Origin of the sequence: Parafrankia sp. FMc2 (assembly GCF_041008525.1) — a bacterium.
Classification (GTDB): Bacteria; Actinomycetota; Actinomycetes; order Frankiales; family Frankiaceae; genus Parafrankia.
The window spans coordinates 1-25,770 of the sequence record NZ_JBFLUG010000081.1; the positions used below are offsets into that span (position 1 = coordinate 1).

A 25,770-nucleotide genomic window follows, 5' to 3' on the forward strand; every position below is an offset into this window, starting at 1 on the left:
CGCCCCTCCCGCCCCGGCCAACGTCGACAGCCCAAGCGAGGCACAGCGGCGGCTGGAGCCGGACGAGCCACCACCTGGTGGGGGTGCCGCCGCGGCCGAGGCTGACGAAGCACCGCCTCCGCCTCCGTCGGCGCCCGCCGTCGCTGTGCCCGCCGCGTCGCCGCGCGCGCCGGAGGTGACCACACCGCTGCTACTCACCCTGTTCGGCAGGTGGCAGCTGTCCTATCGGCCGACGCCGGACAGCGAACCCCACACGGTCGAGGGCATCGGGATCAAGGGCCGTGAGCTCGTGGCCTACCTCGCCGCTCATACCGGCTGGGTCCGCCGCGACACCCTCATCGAAGCGGTCTGGCCGGACGACGGCGAACCCCGCCACCGGATCGACAACCGCTTCTACGCCGCGCTCAGCCCGCTGCGCCGAGCCCTGCGCCGCGCCACCGACGGGGCGATCGACGACCTGTTCGAGCAGAACGAAGGCCGCTGGCGGCTGCGTACCGACCTGCTCACCGTCGACCTCTGGCAGATCCAGGACGCCCTGGAGGCCCGCCGACGGGCCACGACGACCGCACAGGAGATCGCCGCGATCCTGCCGCTGACCGGCCTCTACACCGGCCACCTCGCCACGGACCTCACCGGCACCTGGGCCGAGCCCCCCCGGGAGCATCTGCGCCGCCAGGTGACCGACGCGCTGACCAGCATCCTCGCCTCCCTCAGCGAGGCAACCCCCGAGCGTCTCGACCTGCTCGACACACTGCGCCATCTCGACCCGACCAACGAACAGATCTACTGCCAGATCGCCCGCGCCCAGGCCCACCTCGGCCACCACGACGCTCTCACGGTCACCTACGGCCAGCTGGTCGACGCACTAGCCGACCTCGACCAGCGGCCCTCCGCGGACACTGACCGCCTCTTCCAGGAGCTGATGCGGGGCCCGCGGAACAGTCGTTCAGCGTGATCGCGACCGGCGGGCCTTCGTGCCGTTCTTCCTGCGCCGGCGCCGTTCCGACCAGATCCGCCGATCTAGCTCCAGCAGGTCCTCGTGCGCCGCGGCCCATTGCGCCATCGGCAGCACCAGCCTCGCCAGCTCCTTCGCCGCCGGCGTCAACCGATACACGGAGGTGAAGGGCCACTGCTGGCCCCGGTCGCGCTCGACCAGCCCACGGTCCTGCATCCAGCGCAACGTCCGGTGCAACACCGAGTCCCGCAATACCGGCTGCGCCCACCGCCGCCCCCGGGCCACCTCGTAGGACCGCAGCATGCCCAGCAGACCGGTATAGGACAGCGGCTCACGCGACAAAGCCACCAGCACGTCCGGCAGCCACTCAGGCGCCAGCGTGAGCCTCAGATCATGCAACAGGATACGGCGATCAGGATCAGACAGATCTCCATCGAGCGACACACAAACCCCCACGGAGAGATCCACAGACCCGGCGGGTCTGTGCTGACCGTTCCGCCGCGCAGCGCGACCCCCTCCCGGTCGCGGATGTCCCAGCATCCCTGCGTGACAGGCACTTCACCCCCAGGCTGCACCATCTACGCATACGTGACAATCCGATTCGACACTGTCACGAGCAGCCGGCCGCCGGACCACCGGCTTGCCACAAGAGGCCGATCATGCTGCGACACCCCTGAATACCTGCGAAGACGCCGCTATTCGTGGCGGTAGACCCGCTGAAGAGCACGCGCCGTCCTGGGTGGCCATGACGCACGTCACGTCGGCCTGACTCGCGACGAGACCAGCCCGGACCGCCCGCCGCGACGTCCCGCTCGTTTGCCTACCGTCGAAGACGTATGTACGACGCAGGTGAGGTGGCGGAGCTGGGAACCGCGGCCGTGGGTCTACCGGATGCTGCTCAATCCCGCCGCGATCGCCGGCCGGCGCGCCCCCGCCGGGTGCGCGCCTTGGTCTACACCCTCGACGCCCGCGGAGGCAGCGCTTCCAGCCGCTTCCTGCGGCTCGTCCCCGATACACCAGTCGTCGAACAGATCGCCTTCGAAGCCGCGACCCGCTCGCGGCCATCACGATGATGACGACCACCCTCAGTGACACCGCAGCCAGCGTCACCACCGTCCTCGTCGCCCACCACGGCATTCCGGACGTCATACCTGCCGCCGAAGCCGAAATCACCACCCGCATGACCCTGACCAAACTCGTCGAACTCGGCGAGAAAGACCAGCCTCCTCGCTAACCGAAAGGCTCCGCCGACAATAGGCTCGTACCAGGGTCGCCCGTCGACGTCGGTATCGCGACAGTCGGTCGGTGCAATCCACGGCGCATTCGCCTGCGGACGGGAACGGATTCCAGCCGCGGAGCCTCGCATCCCCCAATGTCGACCACGCGCCCTGCGCTCGCTCGGCGGCGATCCCGCATACCTATCCGGCCGAGGAATCCAGCCACTGAAAGGTGCGGATCGTCGGCAGCCAGCACAGCCCCCAGAGAGCGCAGCGTGACGACAAAGACACGGCCTGTGCGAGGCCCTGACCGCGGGCCTGACCGGGGACCTGACCGTGTACCTACTTAGCAGGTACACGCTCGCCTCACAGCAGCGCAGGTCAGGAGCCTGCTGGGTGTACCTAAGTGGGCCAAGACTGGGATGCGAGGCAACGAGCTGATAGTCGGCTGGTCCGGCGGTGTGGACTGTGGTGTGCGCGGGTCAGGTGGCGGCGACTTGTGGCGCGGTAGGAATGGCACATAACCCCGCTTACTTGGCATTCCTTTCCGCCTTTCTGTCTTTCTGTCTTTGTTCTTGGTTTTGGCTTTCGCCTTTCACTTGCTCTTTCTCTTTTCCCCTTCCCGCCTTCGCCGTCGTCGACAATCTGGCGATATTCTGGCCCGACAATCCCCAAAAGAATCTTGAATTGATGGACGAATGGGGGTTGAATTCGGACGTACATAAGTGGAGAATTAGGTATCGGCACCGGGTGAGGGAAACCCCCCGGGAACCAATCCCCTGTAAGGAAGGTCTGTCATGGGCAACCCCGTTTTCACGTCGGACACGCCGTCCGCGCTTCCGGGCGCGCGCGTCCAGCCGGACGACATGGCGCGGGTCACTGACAGTGACTGGCAGGACATCCGGACCATCGCGCGGAAGTACTGCCGCACGGTGAACTTCACCCGGTCGCGCAAGCGCATGGACGGTAACACCACCATGGCGGGCGGACCGTTCGGCAAGTACGGCACGGCAGACGTCAGTGACGACGTCACCCAGGACGCCGTACTTCTGTTTGCTCAAAACCTCGCGAAGATCAGCGGCCGGTTTCAGCCTGCCTCCCTGTCGGTCGCGACGCGCGAGCCTGACTCCTGGCTTTACGTGACGGGCAAGGGTCGGGAGTTCGTCGCAGACCGAAAGATGATCATGGGATGGGCGGTCAAGGACGCTGCCGCGCGGAACGGCTTCCGGACGGATGAAGATCCCGACGAAATGGACGCGACACCGGGTGAGCAGTACATGCGGGGCGTGGCACACGCGGAGTTCGTCGCCACGGGCAGCTACCTCGCCAGCATCAGCGACGTGGTGTGGGGTTCGGCCTACGGGGACGGTCAGGACTTCCCTGTGATCGATCGTGTCCTAGCGGAAGGCAGCAACGCGGACGACATCGGACGGGCCGGAGTGCTCTCCCACGTGGCACAGCAGCTCTACGGCGGACAGTACGGGTCCCGCCGCGCCGTCCGCCGTGCCCGTGACGCTGCCCTATCCGAACTCCGGGAACTCACACAGCGGCTCGACGAAACGCGCGAGATGCTCGCCCACAGCGCCACGCGGCGCGACAAGCGGCGCACGGGAGCGCTTCCCGACGACTGACATACCTAGCCGAAAGGGGCACCGGGCGCACCTAGCCCGGTGCCCCTTTCGGCTTTCCGGAGCGCTTTCCAGCCGGACGGTTGGAGCGCTCCCGACGCCGTATCAAGGTGAAGGACTTCCCACCCTGGTACGCACGACGGAGCGCTTTCCAGCCGGACGGTTGGAGCGCTCCCGACGCCGTATCAAGGTGAAGGACTTCCCCACCCTGGTACGCACGACGGAGCGCTTTCCAGCCGGACGGTTGGAGCGCTCCCGACGCCGTATCAAGGTGAAGGACTTCCCCACCCTGGTACGCACGACGGAATGCTTTCCAGCCGGACGGTTGGAGCGCTCCCGACGCCGTATCAAGGTGAAGGAATATCCCGCTCCAAAGCTCAACCGTAAGCGGTATCCGTCGGTCTGATCGGAGGGTCTCTATGCGTCGCTTCGGCACGAACCTCGCGTCCAACCTGTCGGTGCGGGGTGGGCGTCACCACTTGGCGGTGGCCGCGCTGCTCTGCCTTCTGGAGCTGCTGTTGCTCGTTTCCGTCGAGGTCCTGCTCATCCACATCCTCATGGCGGTGGCGATCTTCGGACGGGACGTGGTCGACGCGTTCCTGCGTGACGGCAAGCACAAGACCTCGGACTGACCGGCAACGGGCAGGAGGCACATCCACATGGGTTGGTGTGCCTCCTGCCCGCACCGTGCGGTTGCGACCGCATCGAAGAAAGGACAAGACCTGTGTCTGTCCGTGACACCGTCTCGCCGGACTTCCTGACGCGTTTCCAATTGGGGGCCTGGCATGAACTGATCAGGACGGCGGTCGTCGAGTGGGCGCCGGATCAGACCACGAACCTCTACGGCAGCGGATTCGACGGAACCGAGATCGAGTTCCTCGACGGCGTGCCGGTGGAGGACATCCGCGAGTTCCTCGTCTTCGGGATTGGTGACCTTTTCAGCCTCGCGTGCCGTCTCGGCGACAAGGCGCCGACGCCGGAGGAACTGGGCGCCGAGTACGTGCTGTCCCGTCAGCGCGCCGGGGCGGGTCTGTGGGACCGCGGTCTCGGCCCGGAAGGCGACCGGCTACACGAGCTGGCCCGCTCATTGGGCGACATCGAACTACAGGTGTCCGGCCAAGCCGACGACTGCGACAGCTGGACGGTCGACGTGCTCTGAGCACGCCCGGCCGAAGCCGATCAGAAGGGAACCCAAGATTGATCAGCTATGTGGCACCGGGTGAGATCCGGAGCATGGTGCTGCCGTATTCGGAGGTGTGCATGTACCTGCGGGTCGCGGGTCGCCAGATGCGCTGCGAGATCCAGGCACCGGACGGACGGTCGCCCGCGGTGCAGCTACTCGACGACGACGGCCGGCCGTTCAGTTCGCCGATCACGCTCGGAGAGGCCGGTTTCCACCGCGACGACCACGGACGGATCTACACCGAAACCTGACCGGGCCTGAAGGAGGCGGAAGGGATGATGTTCTCGGTACAGATCGACGGCCGGACCGTCGACGCCGTGGACGACGACCACGAAAGCGTCACCGTCGAGATCGGCGGCAACGACACGACCTACCGGTGCTCCAACTGCGGCGACGCACTGTCCGAAACCGCAGACGGCCACTGGCTGGGTGAATCCAGCGGCGCGGACTGCCCCGACGCCGACCCCGACGACGAGGAAACCGGCGGGGACCATGTGCCGGAGGCGGTGCCGCTGAGCTGGTGCAACCACGCCGGTGTCACGGCGGACGAGTCCGAGGACTCGGTGACCGTGCACATCTCGGTCGGGGACCCGCGCGGGGCGTTCACATTCACGGTGCGCCGCGTGCCCGACGACGCCGACAGCGTGCTCGCGGGCCGGCTGCTGCTGCACGTGCCGTATCCGGACGAGACATGCGGGCACCGGCCGCTCACGCCGCTGCACGACGGCACCTACCTCATCGGCAGCTGACCATCCCACACCGCCGTCCCCGGACCCTTCGGTCCGGGGACGGCGCAAGCCTGCCCGCCCGCCGCCACCGGGCGGGCCTCACCGAAGGAGTGACGCCGTGGACGTTGAGACGCACGTCGGCTACCACGAGTTGTCGGTCGACGCGCAGGACACGGTCACCGAGATCCTGAACAGGTTCCGGGTCGCCGACGCTCCCGCGCTCGCGAACGTGCTGCGGATGACCAACCGGCCCGGCGGCTACGACGGCGATACCGGCCTGTACATCGCCGACGCCCTCACCAAGATCGATCGAGAGGATGTAGCTCCCGAAACCGTGGACGGTCCGGCCTACCTGGATGACACCGACGGGTTGCGAGAGCTGGAGAAGCTCGGTTACCTCACGGTGCATGATCTTGCCTACGAGACTTCCAGCGCCAGCTACCTCGACGAGGGCCGCAGCCTGACCGCGATCCGCGTGGTCCGCCCGTTCCACACCGCCGGGGTCGTCTACCGGTGGCGGCGCGCGCTGACCGGCCCGGCCGACGAGTGGGACATCGTCACCCGCCCCGGCGTGGTCTGGCCCGGCGTGTACGTGCACGGCGCAGTCGGAGACTACCGATCGCGCGACGTCGGGCTGGTGTATGCCGGCCCGCCCGAGCTGGACACCGACACGCTGATCTACGCCATCCGCGAGGACTCCGACGTCTTCACCTGCCATGCCGTGTGCGACCGGTGCGGCGCCGACTGGTACGCCGCCGACGGCTCGTGGACCTTCCGGGCCAACCGGGCACACACCGACTTCGACTTCGACGACGCGCGCCGCCACCACGGGACCACGGTGATGTGCCCGGAGCCGCTGTGTGTGGACGGCCGGGTCAGCTTCACCGTCGGCTGATTCCCCGCCCCGGCCGACCCCCGTTCGTCGCGGGCCGGGAGACCGGCCCGCGCATGTCCCCACCCCCTGAAGTAAGGCAGGGCCACCGCATGCCCGAGAGCATTCCGACCCTTCAGAGCGCGACCGACTTCGTGCTCTCCCACTCGACCGACGACGACCTGACCCGACTTGCCGCCACGATCAAGCAACGACGGACCGCATTGGCCTCGATCCGGACCGCCACTCTGACCACCGGCGCCACGGTCAGAATTGCGAACATCAAACCGAAGTTCCTCGACGGGCTGACCGGCCGGATCGTCCAGATCGACGGCACGCACGCGACGGTGGCGCTCGACGCCGACTCCACCGACCGGCTGCGCCACACGTCGCAGTCCCGCTACATCATGCCCACCGAGACGACCAGCTTCGACCTGCGCGGCATCCCACTGACCTGCTGCCTGCCCACCGGCTGACCCGCCGGGTCAACGCGGGCCGGGCACACTGGTCCGCCACGATCCCGCAAGTCGGCCCGTGCTGCTAACGCTCGGGAGTACGCATGACATCTGCCGCAACCATGCGCGTCACCATCAGCGGCGTCTACAGCGAGTACGAGGTACCGGCCGGCGATGAGCGGTGGAACGGCTGGGCCGTTCCCGGTTTCACCGCCTGCCAGGTCCACCAGTTGGCGGCCGAGACCGCCGCGCTGGCCGCGACCGTACCCGCCGACGAGATCGACACGATCACGATCGGCGACGACGGCACGGTCCGGGTGCACCGCGGGCCGTGGGACTCCACAACCGTCGTCGAGCCCGCCCCGGACGGCCTGTACTACATCGGCGCCTACGACTGGGCCTGGGAGATCGTCCCGGCTGTCTGATTGGCCGCCGTTCGGTCCACGCGCGGGCCGGCCACCGTGCCGTCCGGTGCACAGCCCATCACTCCGCACCCGTTCCCGCACCGGAGCCGCCCATGACCGCGCCCACCGCCGACCCGCCCCGGGTCGGCGTCCACATCGCCGAAGACCTCGACTACTACGCCGCACCGGTCGGCGACCCGGAGATCGTCGCCGAGGAACGCCGCCACTTCGCCGACGGAACCTGGACGCCCTACCTGCTGTGCACCGTTGTCGAGTGCCCGCACTGCGGCCACTACTACACCACTGACGCGCTCGCCGGTGTGGTCGTCGACACCACGTCGCTGGTCGACTCGATCGTCTGGACCGACGACCCCCGCCTCGCGGACGCCGATGACTACCTACACGAACAGATCCGCGACTTGATCCACGCCGAGCAGGCGAATCCCACCCCACCGACGGAATGGGTGCCCCTGCCCACCGGCTGAACCGTTCGCCGCTCCGTGCGGCTCACTCTCCGAAACGACCACCGCCATGGATGACCTTGACCCCACGATCGCGGCAGCCGATCACGACTACCGGCAGACCGCGTTCGCCCACGCCCAGACCACCGACCGGCTCGTCTTCCTGCTCGCGACCCGCATCGCCCGCAACGTCCGCCGCGCCGCCGCCTTCCGGGACGCGACCGAGGTCGGCGTCGACAGTGATCATCAGCTGGACATGGTGTGCACCCTGACCGATGTCCTCGCCGAACGGAACGGCGACCCGGGCTTTGAGCAGGTCGCCGCGCAGATCCGCGGCGACCTGCTCCGTATCGCCGAGACCGGCCACTTCCACGCCGACAACCGGCTCCTCCAACTCCCACGCACCCCGACCGCCCGAAGGAGGTAAGCCCATGTTGTTCGACCCGTCCGCGCTCCCGACCGCCGACAAGGCCGACCTCGGCGAAGCCCTGTCCGCGATCAACGCCGAACTCCGGCGCCGGATCACCAGCGACGACGGCGGGCTCGCTGCGCTGGTCCACCAGACCTGGCCGAGCGCGATCGCCGTGCTGTGCGACGTCGTCTGGGACGACTACCCGACCGCCTCGGCCGAAGGCGTCCTACTCGCCGACAACACCACGATCGACGTCGACCCGGACAGCGCCCCGGACGAGTGGGACGCGATCTGCGATGAGGTCGCGAACCTCGCCGCCATCGATGGCGCCATCAGCGACGATCACGAACACGGCTACCTGATCCGCTTCGATCCGCCACCCGCCGCCGCCTCGGCGCCGCTCCTTACCACGGGCCGCGATGCGGCCCGGAGCTGACGATGGGCCGCCCGCCACGCCGCCACGTCGCCCGCGCGGCGGCTGACTTCGACGAGCTGCGGCGCCGGCCGGTGAACCGGGGCGGGCCGCCAACCGATGAAGATCACCTCGACGCGTCCGCGTTGCTGGCCCCGCTGACCGGCGGCCACGGCGAGCGGCACGAAGCGCTGCGCGCCGCCGGGATCGGTGACCACACGATGCCCGGCTACGACCCGGATCGGGTCGTGCGCATCCTGGCCGCGCTACGCGACCGGCTGACCCACGACATCGACACCTGGACCTACGCCCGGGTCTCGCGTGCCTGGGTCGAACAGCACTGGCGGGAGGCCCTGCACCGCGGCGACTGCGCCCGTTGCACCCGCCCCTGTCACAGCTGTGCCGTCTGGGCCGACGCGCTCGGCCTCGAACGGGTCGACGACGACGGCCGGCCCGTCTGGCGCCCACGACCCACCGCGGACCCCTGACGCCCCGCCAGCGCCGGGGTTTCCGGATACCTCCCGTGAAGGGACCATCGACAATGGCACCCGAGTTTCCCCTGCCGGCCCGATTTTTCGGCGGCCCGGTGGTCGCCGGTATCTACATTCCTCGCGCGGGCATCTACGCGCCGCTGTGGGCCGCGGTCGCCGAAAGCACCCGACCGGGAGAGTTTCACGTCGGGCTGCTTCACAACGACCAGGACGCCTTCGACGGCTTGTACGACATTCCCGGCTGGGATCAAGCCCTCGACCGGATGCGCGAGAAAGCCGATATCTGGCGCAAAGCCCGCCGGTAGCCGCACCGCACCCAAGCCGGCAACGGCCGAGATGCCGCCGCCCGTCGACCGGGGCGGGCCCGGCAGCGTTACGGCCATGACCGGTTCCCCTGTTCACGAAAGGCCCGCCCATGGCGTACCGCACCGTCCACAGAACCATCCTGCCCGGTTTCCGCAACTACGGCTACGAAGTTCGCGAGGATGGCGAGACCATCGAAACCGGGGAGATCATCGACACCGGCCGTCTGGCCACTGTCCGTCCGACTGACGGCCAACGTCGCCGGCCGATTCTGTGGTACGACACCGAGCTGGAGGCGCTTCAAGCGCTCGCGCGAACGCGGAACGCCACCTACATCGGCTGATCGCGTCAACCACGGCGACGCCCACACCCGCCACCAATAGCAGCAGGCAGCGCGATGTTGCGCTGCCTGCTGGCAGCCCGGGATCTGGGCGGCCACACCCGGAACGGAATCTCCTCATCCCGTGCGGGGCCGCTGATGCCGCGCACCGCTGGGTCCCTGAAACGGCTTCCGGCCGCATCCTACCCGGGAAAGTTTCCCGATTCTCCGTGAGAAAGGAATGGGAATGGACCCTGCCCGTGAACTCCCAGACCTGATGCGTTCGCTGCCCATCGACCGGCATCGGGGGCTGCCGATTCCAGCGGTCACCGCACGCCACCCGGACGGACAGCCGGACTTCTCCACCGTCGATGGCCGTGAGGCGTTGCGCCTCGCGTCCGAGGGCCGATGCGGTATCTGCGGAAACCCGTTGGACTCCCAGATTGCCTTTCTTGGCGGGCCGGGTGCGGTCGCGGCCCGTGCCTATCACGATCCTCCGATGCATGAATCCTGTGCCGAGGCGTCGACGATTTTGTGTCCATATCTCTCGCGCCGGGACATGCGTCGGGTAACAGACCGTCGTTCCACCGGCGTGCTGCCGACGAACAGCGCGGAGAAGAAGCCGGACCGCTGGGTGATGTGGATCTGCCGGGATTTCGCCGCGTACGTCATCGACGGAATGCCGCTGTTCCGGCCGGAACCCTACCTGCGGTTGCGCACCTTCACCTACACCGACGGCGGCCACCTCCACGAGACACCCGACATATCCCCGCACCCCTAATCCGAGGGGCGGCAGAACGACAAGGAGAAAGGAGCGGCGGCGATGAGTCTCATCACCGAACGCGAACCAATGCTGCTGGTCAACGACGCCGACCGGCGACTGACCTACCGGTGGGTCGTACGGCGGGTCAACGAGGACACCGACCCGGCGACGCTGGTCGTCAACCTGAAGATCCGCCACCACGGGACGAGCAGGGAGTACTACGCCGAGCTGCGAAACGAGACCGAGACCGACCAGGGCGTCGGGATCGAGAAGTTCGGCTGGAACGACCCGGTGTGGCACCGCCGCCAGCCCGTGCCCCGCTACTCCCGCAAGGGCCTGCGGGCCTTCGCCGAGCAGACCCTCGCCGCGCTGCGCCAAGCCGACGCCACCGGCGAACCGCTGCACGTGGACCTGCTCGACACGCCGCCCACCGACGCCCCCCGCGACACATCCCCGCCGGCCACCGCCCCGGCCGCGGGCCTTCCCCACGGAGATCAGTGATGCGCGCAGATAGCACGAGCCAGGGATGGACGCGGCTGGGCCGTGGCCTGCGGACCGCGCTGGCCCGGCGGTCCGAGACGCCCTACGTACGGGCACAGCGGCGCCGGGAGCAGGTCCGCGACGCGTTCCTGACCGCCCGCGACGAGTGGCGGCAGCTCCTGGAGATCCTCATCGAGGGCGAGACCCGCGCCGTGTGCCCGGCCGCCACCGAGCTGGAGGTCGAGACGTTCACCGACGAGCTGGGCGAGCCGCGCGCCCGGCTGATCACCATCGTCACCGACGAGGGCAGCGCCGACGAGGACGAAGAGGCGGTCTTGGACCGGATTTGCGAGCTACTCGACGAGTGGTCGATCGTCGCCAACCCCGATACCACGGACATCCCCTTCACCCTGCCGCCCGGCCCACCCCAGCCAGCGACACCGACCACGCCCTGACCAGACCGGGAACCCGGCGAGCCCAACGCCGGCCCCGCCAGACCGATCGGGTCGCGGTCCGACGTCAGCGTCGGGCCGCGACCACGTATGTCCCTGACCGGATTCGGAGGCATCCATGCCGCCCGACAGCCATTACCTGGTTCACGCGCGGCTGACCCGCCGCGCCCCCCGCGCGGACATCGTCGAGATCGCCAGCCGCGACAGCGTGGCGTGCGCGGTCAACGCCTGGAAGCAGGCGACCCGATGCTGGTCGTCTCCTACACCGGCGCGCCAGCACCCAACCCGGGGATCGGTAAAGGATTTGTCGAGCCGGGTGACCGCTTCCAGGTGTATCCGGGTGAGGTCCGTCCGCCTGGAGCGGCGTGACCGGCCGGTCACGCCGCCCCGGCCGACCGTCCACGCCGCACGCGACGCGCTCGCGCGCGTCTACGACGCCGCGCCCGACACGAACGACGCCAGCGACATGTACGTCCTGGAGATCGACGGTGTGAAGATCCTCTTCCGGCTGGTCGCCGAGGAGGACGACGGCGAGGACGGCGACGGCGAGACCGAGCCGTCGGTCTACGTCTACCTGGAGAACACCGGCCGCCCAAAGGGCACCGCCCTCATGGTCGACATCAACGGCAACGCCAGCGACTACCGCTTCTGACCGCCGCCACGGCACTCGGCCTTCCCCCGGCCGGCGGCACCTGTCCCGGCCAGCCGTCGAGGCATCGCCATGCCCGCATCCCTGCGGATCAAGAGCAATCCCCGCACGCACGAACAGCACTCTGCCCGCGCGGGCGGCCCTGGCTGCCCCGCGCGGCGTGCTGGAAACCATAAGGAGGTGTAGTGAGGTGACGCGGCAGAACGTGTACGAGATCGTCACCGACACGGTCGTCAACGCTCTGGAGAACGGCACGGTCCCGTGGCATCAGCCGTGGAACGTCGAGGTCGGCGTACCCCTGTCCCTGGCGACAGGCAAGCCGTACCGGGGCGTCAACCCCTTCCTGCTCGGGCTCACCGCCCTTGCGAACGGCTACCGCTCGCCGTGGTGGGGCACCCTGAAGAAGATCAACGAACGGGGTGGGGGCGTCCGCAAGGGCGAGCGCTCCACCCTGGTCGTCTTCTGGAAGTCCTACCTCCACAAGGCGACGGGCGACGACGAGCAGGACGAGCGCCGCTTCCTGCTGCGCTACTACCGGGTGTTCAACGCCGACCAGGCGGACTGGGACGAGGGCAAGGAACCCACCTACGCCGCCCTAAACCGGCCGGACGTCGAACGCATCGCCATGGCAGAGGCCATCGCCGACGGCTACAAGGACAGCCCGTCGATCCGGACCGGTAAAGCGGCGTACTACGAGCCCGGGGCGGTCGACCGGGTGACGATGCCACCGATCGACGCGTTCGACTCCCCCGTGGCGTACTACGCCACCCTGTTCCACGAGCTCACCCACTCCACCGGCCACGAGAGCCGCCTCGACCGGGACGGCATCCGGACGGGCTCGTTCGGCAGGTTCGGCGACCCGGTCTACTCGAAAGAAGAACTCGTCGCCGAGATGGGCGCGGCCCTGCTGTGCGCCATCGCCGGCATCGACCAGAAGGCGCTCGTCGAGAACAGCGCCGCCTACCTGCGCTCCTGGCTCGACGTGCTGCGCGAGGACAACAAGCTGATCGTCCAGGCCGCAGCCCAGGCCCAGCACGCCGCCGACCACATCCTCGGAGTCACCTTCGCCGAGGACGGCTGACACGCGGACCGTCGACCTGCACATCGGCGTCGCGATGGACCTACCCGCCGGCTAGATCGTCGTCGACCAGGGGTTCGAGGTCCTGCGCAAGACCAGCCCGACCACCACCGCGGAAATCAACTTCACGGTGGGGCCGGGCACGGACGGCCTCTACATCGCCGTCGACCTGCTCAGGCCGTCCCTGCGGTGATGTTGCCGGTCGAAGGCCCGTACTCGGCCGAGTACGCCGACATCCGGCTGCGGACCCTCGTGCCCCGCGAGGTCGCCGAAACGTTGCTGACGCTGGCGGGCGCGGCGATGACCACGGGCCGGGCCGCCCCCGTGCACCACCTCACCCGCCGCCCCACCTGACCGCACCTCTCTCTGTGAGCGCCCCCGCCACACCTCCCGGTGGCGGGGGCGCTCACGTGTTCCCGCCCTGTGAAAGGAGATCGCGATGGGCGCATCATCACGACCCGTCCGGGCACCTGGCCCGACCCGCCCACAGCCCACCACGCCGGCCGGCGCGCTCGCGCAGGCCCATCGGATCGCCGAGGCCGTCGACCAGGCATGGCACACCGCCGCAGCCAGCGACCGGGCCGAGATCCCGCTGTCGGTCGTCGCGGCCCTCGCGCTGCGCACCCCCGAGGACGCCGACGAACGTGCCTGGGTCGCCACCCAGCTGATGGACACCGACGACGGCGGCCTGCTCGGGTTCCTGCGCGCGACCTGGCAGCTCTACGGCCGCGTCCGCCCCGACCTGTTCCCCAAGGTTGCGCCGCTGGCCGCGCCGTGGTTCACCGACCCCGCCCCCGACGGCGACCTGCTGCGCGCCGTGCGCCGCGTCGTGCACGCGGCGCTGCGAGCCGGGCTGCACGAGCTCCTGGATGCGGCCCGCTACGACGTCGACCTGTTCGGCCCGCTGCTGTCGGTACTGCGGACCCGCGGCGCCCGCGTGGCACGCGGCCAGTACTACACCCCACCCGACCTGGCCGACCTCCTGGCCCGGCTCGGCGGCACCGTGCCGGCGGCCGGCGAGCTGGTGTTCGAGCCCACCGCCGGAACCGGTGGCTTGCTGCGTGCCGCTGCCCAGGCGATCCGCGACGCCGGCGGCGATCCGCACACCATCCGCTGGGTCGCTGTCGACCTCGACGAGCTCGCGCTCGCCGCCCTCGCCATCAATATGATCATCTGGGATCTCGGCCCGCGCATCCTGATCGCACACGGCGACGCCCTGTCCGACGACTGGCAGGCCCGCGCCCTCGGCGAACGCGCCGAAGCCATCGCGCTCGCCCACGATGTTCAGCGGGCCGCATCCGCGCTCGCCCTGCTCCGGCGCCTCGACCGGACAGAGGGCGACCTGCCCTGAGCCTCACTCCTGGCCGGGCCGCCATGCCCGCAAAGCCGCGATTGGACCCTTCTTATGTCCTCGGAGCCGCTCGTGTCGGTCCGCCATCCCCGGCCCGACACCATCCATCTGACCATCCGGCCGGGCGCGGACGGCGCCACCGTCGGCACTGCCCTCGCTGACCTGCCCGACGGGGCCTTCTACGTCGACCACCACGGCGACCCCACCCACGTAACCCTGATCTTCCGCGTGCCACCGGCCTCGCCGGCCGTGCCGGTCCCGCCCGCCGGCTGGACCCCCAGCACGAACGACCACCGACCCGCTGTCGACGCCGCCGCACAGGCCGTCCACATCGTCACAGCCGGCCTGCTGCTTGGCGCCTACGACCGCGACATTCTGCGCCCGCCGCTGGACCGCACGCAGCCCACCGTGCTCACCGTCGTGCGCCTCGTTCGCGTCCGCGCCGACGCCCTGGGCCGACGCACCCGCCGCTGACGGCCCATCCCTGATGGCCGCAGCACCGCCCCCTCACCGTCCCTTCCCTGGAGACTGTCATGCCCGACAGGTCTGTCAGCTTCGGCACCGTCGATGTGTTCGAGGCCCTCCCCCCACACCCGCTGGCCAGCTGGGAACCCGGCAACGTCCACCGCCCGCTGCGGATCAGTGTCTGCCTCGACGAGGCCGGCATCCTGCTGATCCACGTCGACACCGCCGTCACGCTCCACCTCGCCGACGACGCCCCGCCGTTCGAGATCTACGTCGATGGAGGCCACGTCCACGGCCACCTGACCGGGGTCGACCAGTCCGACTGCGCCCACCCCACCCACGGCCACCCCGTCCTCTGGCGCGCCGCCGCGAGCGGGTCCACCCCGCCCCGCGACGAGGCATCGCGTGACCGTCAGGAACCCGCGGCGGCGAACGCGACGGAGCGGCCCGACGTCACCGGCGCACTCTGATCATCCGAAAAGGGGCCACCGATGTCCACCCAGCCCGCATCGCCGTGCCCTGGCTGCAACGTGCTTCCCGTCCGGCGCCACCACGCCGACTGCGACGTCGCCCGCTGCCGCCAGACCGGGCTGCAACGCGCCGGCTGCGACCAGCCGCATGACCACGGCGACGACCCGTGGACCGGCACCTACCCCGGCGAGGCCGAGTGCCGGGCATTCAGCTGGATGATGCCCGCCCCATTCCAGGCGTTTCCCGACCTCAACCGCCTCTACAGCGAAGCCGTCTGGAACCCACACACCGGCCAGTGGACCCGATCCTCCACCCCCACCAGCCCCAGCGACCAGCCCTGACCCCCCTTTGGGTGCGGACAGGGCGGCGGTCGCCTTCCTGGAAAGCACCCGACAATGATCAAAATAGTGGTGGTGCCGGCGGACCCGTTGCTGCCGGTCCGCCTGGTCGACCATGACGAAACCAGCCTGCGTGCCGCGCAGGCCCTCGTGGGCGGACCGATCGAACCAATCGGCCTCACCCGGCCCGCCGCGACGCTCTACGTCAACGAGAACGGCAAGATCGATGGGCTACCGCGTAACGGCCGGGCCACCCTGCTGACCTGGGTCCACGCCCCGCAGCTCCGCGGCCAGGACGTGATCGTCGGAGACACCTACCTGGCCGGCCCGGTCCGCCGGGGCCTCGACACCGACACCCCCGCTGACCTCATCGCGGTCCTGACCGGCACTGGCGCCGTCCAGGTGCAGACGCGGTCCCGCCGTCGCAGGTGGACGACGCTGCCGAGCACCCTGGGCACGGTCTGGGACGAGCCGTTCGACGCCTACGCCACCGCCCTGCTCGCCCTCGACGACCCGGACAGCATCGATGTCCGGGTTATCCCCACCGGCCAGACCTGAACGTTCGACGGCACAGGATCGACAACGACGCTCCGGACCCGGCGGCAGCACCGTTAGCGACTCCGCCCCGTCCGCCGTACTCGCTGCACCTCCGTGTCGGTGATCTCCACGCCGACCTACCGACCAGCTCGCGCCGCCGGTCCGAGCCCGTCACCGGCCCGCCCGAGCGACCACGCCGGTATTCGGCGCAGCCGCATCCGACAGGTCCCGCGAGCCGCCGCTCAACCTGCCCCGCGGGTCCCGGCCGCAGGGCCGGGACCCGCGCACCGATCGCTCGCTACGCGGGCTCGTGTCGCACACAACCCGTCCCGGACCCACCGCCCCCGAGGGAAGCGCGCTCGATCACCGCTCCCCGCGCCACCCCCGTTCCCAACCGCTCATCCACCAGGAGAAAGCATGACCACGACCAGTGAAAACCGCGCCTACGCCCGCGAGGTGGGCGCCCGACTGCGCGACATCCGTACCCAGCAGGGCCGTTCTCTCCAGCAGGTCGAAGCCCTCTCCGACGGCCGGTGGAAGACCGCGGCGGTCGGCTCCTACGAGCGCGGCGACCGCATGGTGAGCGTCGAGAACCTTGCCGCCCTGGCCGCGTTCTACGGCGTCCCCGTGGCCGAGTTCCTGCCCAGCGCACGACCCGACCCGCTTCCGCCGCGCACCGCCCGCGTCGTGCTCAACCTGCCCGCCCTGACCGGCCTGCCCACCGAGGACGCCGGGCCGCTACGCCGCTGGGTCGCCGAGATCCAGCGGGAACGCGGCGACTACGCGGGCCGGGTCCTCTCGATCCGCGAAGGAGACCTGCGCACCCTCGCCATCCTCTACGACCGCACCCCCGACCAGCTGATCGACATGCTCCAGCAGTGGAAGGCCCTCGACCCCACCAGCGATGTCGAGGCCCCGTCGGACACCGCTTGATCCGCACGCGTTGGCAAGGTCCCAGGCTGGGGCCGTCGACGGCGCGACCGCGGTTCCTCCCACCGGGCTGTGCGGTGTGGCGCACGATCCGCCACACCGCACACGTCGCCGTGTGCACAGGCACGAGACCGCGCTCGCGAACCCCAGCGCCCCATGAACCGGCGGATCGTCGGGCGCCCCCGGCCGGGCGGGACGCGCCGAGGTTCCTCGCCGCACCCGTCACGGCAATCCCAGGGACCGCGAGGCCGCCCGCGTCGGAGCGTGTGCCCGTGTGCACCCTGCTTCCCTTCCGCATCTTGTTCTCGAAAAGAGAGGTGTTTGCTATGCGTGAATTCATCGCCCGCCGCGGCGCCGACGAGGAATGGCTGTGCCGGTGTGACAACACGCCGGACGGCGAGGGATTCGTTCCCGTCATCGGACGCCGTGAGGCCACGACAACCTCGGCCCGGTGGCGTGGCCACTATTGCTGTTTGCGCTGCGGCCTGCTTATTCGCTGGCCGACCCGGGAAGTCGTCGGCCGTCTCGACTTCGCCGATCTCGCTCTACGGGACCGCCCCCAGCAGGCGCGGTGGCCGGGCCGGCTGCGCCGCGCCGCGTGAAAGGACAGACGATCATAGGTCACGAGCAGGAGGGGCTCACCGTCCGCACGCCTGTGCGGGTCGGTGACGGAAGGTCGACGACGCCCGACACGTCATCGACCTCGGACACGACGGCATGGTGACCACCGCGACACCATCAGAAGTCTGTGACACGCACCGGACCGGGTCCGGCCAGGCCGTGCGGGTAGCGGCCCCTGCCAGAGACAGGCCGCTACCCGCCAGACCAGACTGGAACCAGCCGGTCCCTGCCACGACACCCGACCCGACCGAAGAGGACGCCCCGGTGAACATCGAGTCCCACATCCTGCTGGACACGACCATCGGCGAACTCCAGGACGCGCTACGGGCCGGCGACCAGCCCGCCCTCGCGGTCCTGGAAGGCCAACCCACCCGTGAGCACCGCTTCGCCGACTATCTGCGCGACCCCGCCAAGGCCGTCGCGTACGAGCAGCAGCTAGCCCGCGAGGTCGCCGGTATCGACCTCGAACGGCTGATCATCGCCGTGCCGATGATCGTTACACCACGTCCGCTGGTCGGCGAGGACTCGGTACTCCTGCGCTCGCCCTTCACCGGCCCGCTGCGTGACGACCTCGACGAATACGATGTGATCGCCTATACGATCTTCGACGTCGAGGAGGGCATCACCACCGGGACGGCGCTTTACACCCGCAACCCCGACGGCACCTACACCTTCGGCCTCGACGGTGACGAGACGTTCACCGTGACCGTTCCGATAGGCCCGTCGCGGAAGTTTCCCGGGATGGCGCTGCTGCGCGAGATCCTCGACGAGACCCTGCACCTGCGCGCCGACCTGCACGGAGAAGGCAACCCGGAGCCGCGCTGAGGCGCCCGCCCCTACGGCCCCGCTCCCAGGCTGCCAGCCCCTGCCCCAGACACGAAGGACATCCGGCATGAACGACGACACCTGGACGCTGGTCACCGACGTCGTCGGCCGTGTCCAACGCGCGATCGGCCTCAAAGAGGCCCCCGCGATCGTCATCCTCGATGGCGAGCGCCGCCAGATCCTGTCCGACTACGACTACCTGCGTGACCAGGACGCCACCGTCGCGTTCGAGTACAAGGCCGCCGAGCACGCCCGTGCCCTGAACCTGCGCCGGTTCGCCTTCGCCGTCCCCCAGGTCATCATCGAGACCGAACCCGGCATCTTCAGCGCCAGGGCGGTCTCCAACCATCCGCTGCGCCCCGGCGAGCAGGAGACCATCGCCTGGACCGCCTACGACACCACCGACGGCGCCGACTTCGGCTTCGCCCCTTATACCCGCCGCCCGAACGGACGGCCCGTCTTCGACGAGCCGGAGATCTTCGACGTGCCGATGCGGGCCGACGACCGGATGCCCGGGGTCCGCCTCCTGCGCCAGCTCACCGACAGCTGAATACGAACCCAACTGGCCGAGACGCGCCCGCCTCGCGACGCGCTTCGGTCACAGGTCCCTGCTGGGTGGACATTCCCCTTGACCACGGCGAACACCTGCACCGGCCGGGATGGACAGCTCCAGCAAGGTCTTCTTCCAGCGTGCCAGCGAGCCCGCCGACCAGTCACCGTAAGGCGCGCTTCACCGGCATCTTCCCGTACCGGGCAATCTCGGCGAGCAGCGGCTCGACAGTCCACAACGGCGCGTTCTCCGCATCGATGAGCACCGCGAGCCGAGCCAACGCCGTCCACCACGCTGGTTCCTCCCCCTCGGGCACCCGGCACCCGCGGCTACAGAACACGGCTGGCCGCCCCCAGGGTGACATGCGTCCCGGCCCACCGCAGCGTCACCGGTCCTCGGCCGTTGGGCCGGTCCGCGGTGCTACAACCATTCGCCCCACCCCACCCGGCCTGCACGCAGCGGGTGTCTCACTCGCGCGTGGCGCAGAGGGTTAGGCGAGGACGCCAGCGGTTCGAGATCCCCGGACGGGGCAGGAGAGTCTCCGTCAGCAGTCATGGCGGGCGGTGCAGGTGCGGCAGGAAGTGCAGATGAAGGAGGGAAGCTGGCCCGGTGTGGGCCGGCGGCACGGTTCCGCGAGGAGTTCGTTACCGTAAATTCGGTCGAGCTCCGGAAGCCGGTCGCGGTCCGTTCGGTCGATGTCATCACGGTCCGGACGCCGGTCGCGGTCCGTTCGGCTGGACAGAACTGGGTAGCGTCCGCCGCACGCGCATTGGCGGAGCCCCCAATCGATGTTGCAGTCCGTGCAGCGCGCCCAGAAGGTCTCGTTGTTTCGTGCAACGAAGTCGTGTGTAGCAATGGACTGTCGGCATATCGGGCAGTGCGTGAACGTGGTGATGGCGTCCCGCAGTTCATTGACCAGGGGTAGGAGTTGCGTGGCAGTGTTATCGTCGTGGCGTCGCGACGAGTCTCTAATGGACTCACGTAGCGCTGCGAGGCTGTTGGTCCATTCCGTGTTAGCCGGGGGGCGGAGTGCTCGCAGTTCGCGGTCACGCTGGTTCAGCCAGCCGGAGGAGGTAGCTGAACCCGCGTAGATTGAAGTCGGGCGGCGCGGTGGGTAACTCAGAAGCAATCCGCCATCAATGTGCCAGCGAAGCGCGCGAGCGACTCGTTCGATGCTGTCAAGTTCGGCGGGACTGATCGGGGCCAGGCTGGCTGGGCTGGTCGTGACGTGTACGCGGGCGCGGAGGCGGGGCGGGAGTGGGTCACGTTCCTCCTGGCTTCCTGGATAGAGGACCAGTGTGGGCGTCGCCGATTGAGCCACAGCATCCTCGACGGCTGCCACGCAGCGCTCGACCACCTCGGCCGAACTCGTGCCGGTGAGCGCGTGCGCCAGCGGAATAATCCGGAGCACCGGCACGCCGGACCGGCTGAGGGTAAAGGTCGCGTCGGGATTCAGGCGCAGCAGGTGATCACCGGCCGGATGGCCAGTCAGCGTCAGCGTAGCGCCAGGTGCGTATGCCTGACCGGTAGCGATACGCATGCCGAGGAACTGACTTGCCCATAGGACGACCAGCAGTGCGTAGCGTTCGAATGCATGACAGAACTGCTGGTGGTAGTCGGTCCGGTCGACGTCGGTGGAGTTGTGGGTCGCGATCCATTGTTCCCACAGATCGCGGACCTGCCGATATCGGTGATCATTAGTGAACAGGTTGGTGGGACGTAGCCCCGGGGAGACCGGGACGTCGGAGAGTTCGCTTAGCACGGGGGAGCCGAGTAGCATGGTCAGCTCACGCTCCAACGTCCGAAGCAGGTCGATGAGATCGGCCGCTTTGCCATGCAGCGGCGACGAGTCGTCGAACATTCGGCCCAGCAGTCTGGCGAGGCGATCCGCATTGCGCCACGAGGGACGATAGGCGAGTTGTGCGTCCGCGATCGTAGCCATGTGAGCGTCCAGTTTGCGTGCCTCGGCTAGTCGGGTGCGAACGTGGTAAAGCAGATTTAAGACCAGCCGGGCGGCGACCCGGTTCTCGTACCGGTCGATGTCGTCCTCGGGACGGCTGGCAAGAATTCGGGCGGGTCGGATGCCCTCCAAGGTTCTCGATCGCCAGTGTTCGCTGTGGTGGGACAGGTGCCGGACGGCCTGTGGGGCGATGCGGCGAGCCCGGGGTACTGGCATGAGTTCGTCGATCAGGACCAGTTGGTCGGCTGGGTCCCAGCAGACCGACCGCAGGTGGCCTATCTGCTCGTGCGCCCGCAGTTCCAGCGGTTCTGACTCAAGTCGTTCCCGCAGATCTTTGATCAGCGGCACGACGTGGGCCCATCCAGCCTCATCGTTCTCTGCCGTTGACAGGTGCTGCGCGATCTCCAGGACTCCCGAGGCGGTAAGGCTGTCTGGCCGAGCGTCAGCGACGAAGCTGCCGACCTCGGACCCGCTCTCAGACTGCCACACGCTCCACTGGTTACCGGTACCCGGCACCAGGTAGTTCCCAGGGGTGGCAGGCCGGTCGTTAACGTAGACAGGTGTAGGCGCGTCTGTCAGGATCAGTTGCCCGTTCAGAGAATGGTGGGAGTCCGCTTGTCTGACCGTTCCCGACAAGCGGTCGGTCCACTGCGGTCGGGCCATCAGCGCTTGAGCTTTTCGTCCGCGAGGAGGGTGATGCTGGCGCCGGGATCGCCTCGCAGGCCAGCTTGTTTCCAGGACCGAAGCACCACGTCCTTCACGTTCGACAGCTGTTCACCGCGGATCTGGTAGCGGCCCCGCACTTTCCGGAGCAACTTGGTAGCCAAGACGTGGTCGGCGGCCTCCTCCATCGTGCCACCGGCGCCGCGGACGACGGCTACGTAGGCCCGGGTCTGTTCCTCCAGCCGCGGGCCCCAGCCGATGCCGCACAACCGTTGCAAAGCAGGACGCAGATCGGTGTTGAAGAATGCCAGGACCTTTTCGGCGTCTTCTTTGTGATCGGCTTTCGCGCGGTCGAAAGCCACTGTCAGAGCCTGGGTTGACAGCGGGGTCAACGCTGGTCGCGGCTCGGTCTTGACGCTGACCCTGGTGGCCGGGAGTTCCAGCAGATAGGCCCGGTCGTAGGTCTTGTCTGCGAAGGTCAGCGTGGTCTCGTCGTTGTTGGCGGTGCCAATGAACCAGACGTTATCTGGGAGGCGTATCCCAGTCCCTCCGACCAGTCGCTGGGGTGGCTCGCCGACAGGCGCCGGTAGCAGCTCGATCGGTTTTCCGTCCGGATTCTCTAGCTTCGACAGCAGATCAGCGAAATAGTATTCGACGTGGGAGAGGTTCATCTCGTCCAGGACGATGAAGAACGGTCGGTTCGCGAAGGCAGGCAGTCCGGCAGTGTATAGGGCCTTGAGGAACTTGGTCTCATGGAAGGTGCGCTCGAATGTGTTGTAGTAGCCGAAAAGGTCGTGTCGGTCCCGCCACCCGGCCTGTACCTCGACCAGGTCGTGGCCGGCGCCGATCGCCATCGCGAATGCACGAGGGAGGCTTGTCTTGCCGGTGCCGCTGATCCCCTCCAGTAGGTGCAGGTGGCTGGTGGCAAGTCCGGCCAGGAAGCTGCGCACGTTACGGTCGTCGTACTGCCGTGGCTCCGGCGCGTGTGCCATCAGGCTCTGCACGTGCCCGACCAGATCGGCCAAGTCCGGCGGGTCGGCGGCAGTACGAAGGGGGATGCGCATACCGGGGTCGGCGTCCAGCCGGGAGCAGCTGGGGAATGCGCTGACCCGGCTCTTGCGCTCGGTCAATTCTCCATAGCGATCTTCCAGGTCGCGTACCGACGCTTTGTACGCATCAATAATGAGCCGGTACGAGCTCTCAGAGTCGCGCAAACGTTCCAGGTCCGCGACGCCGAGCTTGGTCGCGCCGATCTCTGCCTCCAGCCGGCTCTTCGCGTACCGAAGGTCTTCCAATTGTGCTTCGCAGCCGCGGTGCGCGTCAGCGATCTCCCGTAGATGACGCACGGCGTCCATGGCGGGACGTTGTGCCAGCTCGTCGCGGAGAGCGGCATTGTTGTCCTCTACCTCACGGAGCCGCTGGTATGTATCTGGTGCGCCGAGCCCGCCGAACGCGGCCCATTCGCGCTCCCGTTTGGTCATCTGCTGGCGGACCCGATCCGCTTCTTGGTTCGCGACCTCCACCAGTGCCTGGGCCGTGGCGAGCTGCTGGCGTAGATCATCCAGCTCCCGTCCGGCGACGGCTCGGACTCGGAGTTCGAGACGGTCGCGTTCGGCGGTGAGGTCCTCCGCTTTGACCTCAAGCCTGCCCGCTTCGGCCCGTAGCTGTCCGCGCTGCTTGGCGAAAGCGGTGGCCTGTTCGGACAGGTCGCGTTCACGGACTTCGATATCAGCGGTTCGGTCGGCGTGCTCGCGTTCGAGGCGTTCGCGGATGCGCTGCCGTTCCTCATCCTGCTGTGCCGCGAACACCTCCCACGCGGTACTGATCTCCTGGCTGACGCGGTCCAGCTCGCGCCGCTGTTCGGCGGTGACCTTCTCCTGCTGCTCACGGAAACCCGCTTCAGCGGCGAGCTCGCGCGTGGTGATGGTCTGCTCCCGGGCATCCATTGCCTCGCTGCTCGCCTTCAGCGTGGCAGTCTGCTCCTGGAGTTCCCGCAGCTGACGCCGCGCCTCCTCGGTCTCGCGATGCGCGGAGTCGCGAGCGTCCTGCGCCCGCTTCGAGTCCTGCTCTGCTGTGTCCTGCCGACGCCGGGCCGAGTCCGCGGCCTTCTCATAGATGATTTTGCTCTGCCGTGCGGCGGAGATCGCGTTCCGCAACTCGTCCAAGGACGGGTCCGGAGGAGGAACCTCCGTGTCCTCCGGCTGTTCGATACCTTCGATCGCTGCCACTTTACCAGCCTCCGCGACCAGGTCCGCCGCCGCCTGCGCAGGATTTTGAGGAGGTGGGGCCGGGGGTCTACCGCCGTGACCGGACCTCTGGCCGTTCTGGCCCTGCCTTGACTGGTTTGATCTACCGCGGGCCATGGGGGGTATCCACTTTCTTCACAGGGGGTGATATGTCCAGCAGGATTGGTAGCAGCGACAGTGCAGCGCCGCGTACCAGCTCAACGTCGTCCTGGGCCAGGTCCTTGATATCTTCATGGGAAGTCGGGTTGCGTAGAAGAGCCATCGTCACGAGCGTGTCGATCATGTCCGGGTGGTTTCGGGCGGCTCGGGCGAGTGGGTGGCTGGGGTGGTTGCGGGTGGCGAGGACCAAGGCTGGAAGGCTCGGCTGGAAGTCCGCCCGCTCCGGTTGACGAGCCGCGTTGCCGATCCCCGCGAAATTGCTTTCGACGAGCCTCATCAGCTTCCCGTTGCGAGCAATCCCTATGATTTTTGCTTGTTCTGAGACCAGATTAGCCACTTGGCTCTTCTGGGCTTCGAGTTTCGCGTTGTTCGGGGCTGGCGACTTGGAATTACTCTTGGGTTTAGAAAACAATGCCAGATCGGCTGAATCCATTGGATAGTCGCGGAGCATCTGGCGAAACACGATTTCAAAGGCCCGCAGAGCGTTACGGGCGACGTTCTCGAAGTCGGTGCCGCCAGGCCCGTCCCTACCCAACCTGTAGTTGGTTTCCATATCGACTAGAAGCCTGCGGACCTTCTCGTGGTCACGAATCCGCAAGGTGAGTTCGAGATCTAGCCAGTCGGCTGCGTCTCGACGCACCTCCGCCCTCGCCTGGTTAGCCGCCTCGATACGGGAGGCTTCCCGCTGGCCAACTAGGCGGCCGACGGCTGTCCGTAGTGTTTCGTCTTCCTCGCTGCGGGCCATCACCAGCCGCCGCAGCATCGTGCTTGGACGCGGCCCGAGCGGGTCGCGTGCTTGCCAGGGGAACGAGGTGTCCTTGGACCGCCACTCACCGAACAGGTAGGTGGCCAGCCAGACAGGTTCGGGCCGGTCGTCCACCAGCGACGTTCGTCGGATGGCGCTGTCGCCACGCGGCATGTCGAAGTCCTGAGCGTCGCGCTCCGGCAGCTTGAAATGACGCACCGCCTGGAGGATGTCGAGCGCCTCCGGCAGGCGCGGCTGGGCATCATTGGGCGGCCGGACCGTCACGAGATCGAACTCCCTGCGGTCACCGGCATCGCCACGCACAAGCAGCCGTTGCCCTCGCCGCCAGAGCACCTCCCCGGGGTAGATCCGGTCCACGGCGGAGGGCCACAGCTGGCGGGTGAAGGGGTCTTGAAAGACATAGACGACCACGCTGTCGAGCGGGTCGATGTCACCGGTGGCCAGGGCATCGATTCCGCTGCGCGTAGGCTCGTAATCGTCGGTGAGGTAGCCATGGTGCTGTAGTTGCTGGAGAATGTGCTCGCACAGTTTCGGTTCGAGGCATAGACGCTGACCGAGCAGGTCCGGTCGGCGGAGGCCAGCTCGGCACAGTCGAAGAATCGCGCGCTGGAAGACGTCCATGCTCGT

At 68.2% G+C, this 25,770-nt stretch carries 36 protein-coding genes; 31 read left to right on the top strand and 5 right to left on the bottom strand.

Annotated features, from left to right (window positions below; all coding sequences use genetic code 11):
- Positions 1–955: AfsR/SARP family transcriptional regulator (locus tag AB1460_RS23700; protein ID WP_368964198.1), on the top strand; the 955-nt coding region annotated here is incomplete at its 5' end.
- Here the strand turns inward: AB1460_RS23700 and AB1460_RS23705 are convergent.
- Positions 947–1,399: a winged helix-turn-helix transcriptional regulator gene (locus AB1460_RS23705; RefSeq protein WP_368964199.1), complete on the bottom strand. Its 453-nt coding sequence runs from the start codon at positions 1,397–1,399 to the stop codon at positions 947–949. The two genes, AB1460_RS23700 and AB1460_RS23705, sit on opposite strands and share 9 nt — an antisense overlap.
- A 625-nt stretch (positions 1,400–2,024) precedes the next feature.
- Between AB1460_RS23705 and AB1460_RS23710 the strand changes: the two genes are divergently transcribed.
- The 30 genes from AB1460_RS23710 to AB1460_RS23855 all read left to right on the top strand — a co-directional run bounded on the left by AB1460_RS23710 (position 2,025) and on the right by AB1460_RS23855 (position 19,349).
- Complete coding sequence (locus AB1460_RS23710; protein WP_368964200.1) at positions 2,025–2,189, top strand: hypothetical protein; 165 nt, start codon at positions 2,025–2,027, stop codon at positions 2,187–2,189.
- A gap of 780 nt (positions 2,190–2,969) precedes the next feature.
- A complete protein-coding gene (locus AB1460_RS23715; RefSeq protein ID WP_368964201.1) occupies positions 2,970–3,803 on the top strand; it encodes a hypothetical protein in 834 nt (277 codons plus the stop codon).
- Positions 3,804–4,219: 416 nt separating this feature from the next.
- Positions 4,220–4,432, top strand: a complete 213-nt coding sequence (locus AB1460_RS23720) for a hypothetical protein (protein WP_368964202.1) — start codon at positions 4,220–4,222, stop codon at positions 4,430–4,432.
- A 92-nt stretch (positions 4,433–4,524) separates the two neighbouring features.
- Positions 4,525–4,959, top strand: a complete 435-nt coding sequence (locus AB1460_RS23725) for a hypothetical protein (protein WP_368964203.1) — start codon at positions 4,525–4,527, stop codon at positions 4,957–4,959.
- A 38-nt stretch (positions 4,960–4,997) separates the two neighbouring features.
- Entirely contained in the window at positions 4,998–5,234 is a 237-nt protein-coding gene (locus AB1460_RS23730; protein WP_368964205.1) for a hypothetical protein, read from the top strand.
- A gap of 24 nt (positions 5,235–5,258) precedes the next feature.
- Positions 5,259–5,732, top strand: coding sequence for a hypothetical protein (locus AB1460_RS23735; protein WP_368964207.1), 474 nt, complete (start codon positions 5,259–5,261; stop codon positions 5,730–5,732).
- Between the two features lie 97 nt (positions 5,733–5,829).
- Positions 5,830–6,606 (top strand): hypothetical protein, encoded by a 777-nt coding sequence (locus AB1460_RS23740; protein WP_368964208.1) that lies wholly within the window; start codon positions 5,830–5,832, stop codon positions 6,604–6,606.
- 89 nt (positions 6,607–6,695) lie between these two features.
- Positions 6,696–7,058 carry a hypothetical protein gene (locus tag AB1460_RS23745; protein WP_368964209.1) on the top strand — a complete coding sequence of 121 codons (363 nt, stop codon included), beginning with the start codon at positions 6,696–6,698 and terminating at the stop codon, positions 7,056–7,058.
- An 83-nt stretch (positions 7,059–7,141) separates the two neighbouring features.
- Entirely contained in the window at positions 7,142–7,462 is a 321-nt protein-coding gene (locus tag AB1460_RS23750; protein WP_368964211.1) for a hypothetical protein, read from the top strand.
- Between the two features lie 92 nt (positions 7,463–7,554).
- Positions 7,555–7,926: a hypothetical protein gene (locus tag AB1460_RS23755; protein WP_368964212.1), complete on the top strand. Its 372-nt coding sequence runs from the start codon at positions 7,555–7,557 to the stop codon at positions 7,924–7,926.
- A 46-nt stretch (positions 7,927–7,972) separates the two neighbouring features.
- Positions 7,973–8,329, top strand: a complete 357-nt coding sequence (locus AB1460_RS23760; RefSeq protein WP_368964214.1) for a hypothetical protein — start codon at positions 7,973–7,975, stop codon at positions 8,327–8,329.
- A gap of 4 nt (positions 8,330–8,333) precedes the next feature.
- The gene (locus tag AB1460_RS23765; protein WP_368964215.1) at positions 8,334–8,750 is read left to right on the top strand and encodes a hypothetical protein; all 417 of its coding nucleotides are present in this window, start codon (positions 8,334–8,336) and stop codon (positions 8,748–8,750) included.
- Between the two features lie 2 nt (positions 8,751–8,752).
- Positions 8,753–9,214 carry a hypothetical protein gene (locus tag AB1460_RS23770; protein WP_368955376.1) on the top strand — a complete coding sequence of 154 codons (462 nt, stop codon included), beginning with the start codon at positions 8,753–8,755 and terminating at the stop codon, positions 9,212–9,214.
- 53 nt (positions 9,215–9,267) lie between these two features.
- Entirely contained in the window at positions 9,268–9,522 is a 255-nt protein-coding gene (locus AB1460_RS23775) for a hypothetical protein (RefSeq protein WP_368955377.1), read from the top strand.
- Positions 9,523–9,632: 110 nt separating this feature from the next.
- Complete coding sequence (locus AB1460_RS23780) at positions 9,633–9,863, top strand: hypothetical protein (protein WP_368955378.1); 231 nt, start codon at positions 9,633–9,635, stop codon at positions 9,861–9,863.
- Positions 9,864–10,338: 475 nt separating this feature from the next.
- Positions 10,339–10,620, top strand: a complete 282-nt coding sequence (locus tag AB1460_RS23785) for a hypothetical protein (RefSeq protein ID WP_368964217.1) — start codon at positions 10,339–10,341, stop codon at positions 10,618–10,620.
- A gap of 42 nt (positions 10,621–10,662) precedes the next feature.
- Entirely contained in the window at positions 10,663–11,103 is a 441-nt protein-coding gene (locus tag AB1460_RS23790; RefSeq protein WP_368964218.1) for a hypothetical protein, read from the top strand.
- Positions 11,103–11,537 (top strand): hypothetical protein, encoded by a 435-nt coding sequence (locus tag AB1460_RS23795; protein WP_368964219.1) that lies wholly within the window; start codon positions 11,103–11,105, stop codon positions 11,535–11,537. The genes AB1460_RS23790 and AB1460_RS23795 overlap by 1 nt, the downstream gene beginning before the upstream one ends.
- Before the next feature lie 337 nt (positions 11,538–11,874).
- Entirely contained in the window at positions 11,875–12,186 is a 312-nt protein-coding gene (locus tag AB1460_RS23800) for a hypothetical protein (RefSeq protein ID WP_368964220.1), read from the top strand.
- A 187-nt stretch (positions 12,187–12,373) separates the two neighbouring features.
- The gene (locus AB1460_RS23805) at positions 12,374–13,264 is read left to right on the top strand and encodes an ArdC family protein (protein WP_368964222.1); all 891 of its coding nucleotides are present in this window, start codon (positions 12,374–12,376) and stop codon (positions 13,262–13,264) included.
- Between the two features lie 186 nt (positions 13,265–13,450).
- On the top strand, positions 13,451–13,615 hold the full coding sequence (locus AB1460_RS23810) for a hypothetical protein (RefSeq protein ID WP_368964224.1): 165 nt from the start codon (positions 13,451–13,453) through the stop codon (positions 13,613–13,615).
- Positions 13,616–13,700: 85 nt separating this feature from the next.
- Positions 13,701–14,612: an N-6 DNA methylase gene (locus AB1460_RS23815; RefSeq protein WP_368964226.1), complete on the top strand. Its 912-nt coding sequence runs from the start codon at positions 13,701–13,703 to the stop codon at positions 14,610–14,612.
- 72 nt (positions 14,613–14,684) lie between these two features.
- Positions 14,685–15,086 carry a hypothetical protein gene (locus tag AB1460_RS23820; RefSeq protein WP_368964227.1) on the top strand — a complete coding sequence of 134 codons (402 nt, stop codon included), beginning with the start codon at positions 14,685–14,687 and terminating at the stop codon, positions 15,084–15,086.
- A gap of 59 nt (positions 15,087–15,145) precedes the next feature.
- On the top strand, positions 15,146–15,547 hold the full coding sequence (locus AB1460_RS23825) for a hypothetical protein (protein WP_368964228.1): 402 nt from the start codon (positions 15,146–15,148) through the stop codon (positions 15,545–15,547).
- 21 nt (positions 15,548–15,568) lie between these two features.
- Positions 15,569–15,889: a hypothetical protein gene (locus AB1460_RS23830; protein ID WP_368964229.1), complete on the top strand. Its 321-nt coding sequence runs from the start codon at positions 15,569–15,571 to the stop codon at positions 15,887–15,889.
- Between the two features lie 54 nt (positions 15,890–15,943).
- Entirely contained in the window at positions 15,944–16,444 is a 501-nt protein-coding gene (locus tag AB1460_RS23835) for a DUF3846 domain-containing protein (protein WP_368964230.1), read from the top strand.
- A gap of 396 nt (positions 16,445–16,840) precedes the next feature.
- A complete protein-coding gene (locus tag AB1460_RS23840; protein WP_368964231.1) occupies positions 16,841–17,356 on the top strand; it encodes a transcriptional regulator in 516 nt (171 codons plus the stop codon).
- Positions 17,357–17,625: 269 nt separating this feature from the next.
- The gene (locus tag AB1460_RS23845) at positions 17,626–17,955 is read left to right on the top strand and encodes a hypothetical protein (RefSeq protein WP_368964233.1); all 330 of its coding nucleotides are present in this window, start codon (positions 17,626–17,628) and stop codon (positions 17,953–17,955) included.
- 283 nt (positions 17,956–18,238) lie between these two features.
- Complete coding sequence (locus tag AB1460_RS23850) at positions 18,239–18,799, top strand: hypothetical protein (RefSeq protein WP_368964235.1); 561 nt, start codon at positions 18,239–18,241, stop codon at positions 18,797–18,799.
- Positions 18,800–18,866: 67 nt separating this feature from the next.
- Positions 18,867–19,349, top strand: coding sequence for a hypothetical protein (locus tag AB1460_RS23855; RefSeq protein ID WP_368964237.1), 483 nt, complete (start codon positions 18,867–18,869; stop codon positions 19,347–19,349).
- Between the two features lie 163 nt (positions 19,350–19,512).
- Here the strand turns inward: AB1460_RS23855 and AB1460_RS23860 are convergent, their stop codons facing one another.
- The 4 genes from AB1460_RS23860 to AB1460_RS23875 all read right to left on the bottom strand — a co-directional run bounded on the left by AB1460_RS23860 (position 19,513) and on the right by AB1460_RS23875 (position 25,764).
- A complete protein-coding gene (locus AB1460_RS23860) occupies positions 19,513–19,665 on the bottom strand; it encodes a hypothetical protein (protein WP_368964238.1) in 153 nt (50 codons plus the stop codon).
- A 228-nt stretch (positions 19,666–19,893) separates the two neighbouring features.
- Complete coding sequence (locus tag AB1460_RS23865) at positions 19,894–21,798, bottom strand: hypothetical protein (protein WP_368964240.1); 1,905 nt, start codon at positions 21,796–21,798, stop codon at positions 19,894–19,896.
- Between the two features lie 173 nt (positions 21,799–21,971).
- Complete coding sequence (locus tag AB1460_RS23870) at positions 21,972–24,200, bottom strand: hypothetical protein (RefSeq protein ID WP_368964241.1); 2,229 nt, start codon at positions 24,198–24,200, stop codon at positions 21,972–21,974.
- Between the two features lie 121 nt (positions 24,201–24,321).
- A complete protein-coding gene (locus AB1460_RS23875; protein ID WP_368964243.1) occupies positions 24,322–25,764 on the bottom strand; it encodes a hypothetical protein in 1,443 nt (480 codons plus the stop codon).
- Positions 25,765–25,770: the final 6 nt, after the last annotated feature.